Source organism: Actinacidiphila oryziradicis, assembly GCF_005047355.1.
Taxonomy (GTDB): Bacteria; Actinomycetota; Actinomycetes; order Streptomycetales; family Streptomycetaceae; genus Actinacidiphila; species Actinacidiphila oryziradicis.
The window spans coordinates 1-1030 of the sequence record NZ_SUMC01000359.1; the positions used below are offsets into that span (position 1 = coordinate 1).

At 68.7% G+C, this 1030-nt stretch carries 1 protein-coding gene; it reads right to left on the reverse strand.

Features of this window, described 5'->3' with window-relative positions; genetic code table 11:
• Positions 1-432 precede the first annotated feature (432 nt).
• Entirely contained in the window at positions 433-912 is a 480-nt protein-coding gene (locus FCI23_RS55880; RefSeq protein WP_136731787.1) for a hypothetical protein, read from the reverse strand.
• Positions 913-1030: the final 118 nt, after the last annotated feature.

The following is a 1030-nucleotide window of genomic DNA, read 5'->3' on the forward strand; positions in this document are numbered from 1 at the left end:
AGTACTTCGACCAGACCTACCAAGCCATCGCCGGCCTGGTCTCCGACCGCGCGGCCATGCGGTAATCAACCACCAGCCAACCCGCCAGGCCAGCACAGCCCGACCTCAATCGAGCACCACGTCGTAAAGTACTTGGGCACCGAACCGCCGCCGGAGCCGGACGACGTCCGTCGGGTCACCGTCCGGGTGACCCCACGGAAGATCACCGGATTCACGCCCCCGATGCCGGCGGGCACGGGAGTGGGTTCCACGTAACGCCCCGGCCGACGCTGCCGCGAAGCGCGGGCCGCCCGCCCGCGTCGGCGCCTTGTCAGTGGCTCCGGGCAGGATCGCCAGAGCGCAGGACCTGGCCGTGCGGCATCGTGGAGCGCTGGGCGAGGAAGTTTGAGTCAGTGTCATCGTGCCAAGCTGATCCGGAAACAGCACCTCCGGTTACTGGGCTGCCACGGTCGACAACCTCAAGCAGCGGCCGGCCGCTGCATGCGCTGCCCACACCGGGCGGGGTGGATCACGTGGTGGCGTAACGGGACTCCGGCTCGGCGATTCTGGCCCGGGCGCGTGAGGAGTCGCCGCGGCCCATGGCATTCCACTGCTGGGACAAAACGCCGGGCCGAAGTCCCGTGCGCCGCCGAGGGGTTCGGCGAGGGTCTGGGCGCGGGCACCCTCCTCCACGATGAGGATGAGGCGGGCCAGATCGAGGAGGTCGCCGCGGCTCCAGAGCGTAGCGCCGCCGTTGGCCTCCAGGATGCCGGGGACGTCGGGCTCGTCGGACAGGGTGCGCAGGATGAAGGCGTCCTCGCCCTCATGGCGGTCGAGGTAGACGGGCAGTTCCGCTGCGGTCGTCTCGCGCTGGTCGGGGACGTAGTGCAGCGGGAAGGGACGGTGAGTCTGCGCCCAGGCGGCTAGACGCAATGCCGCTGACTTTGGGTTGATCTTGTTTGTAGTGTGTGCCTCGGGAGGGTTGCTGAGTGCCACGAGCTGGACAGGTCAAGCCGCCGGTTGAGGAGCGGTTGTCGGATCGCATCGCGTT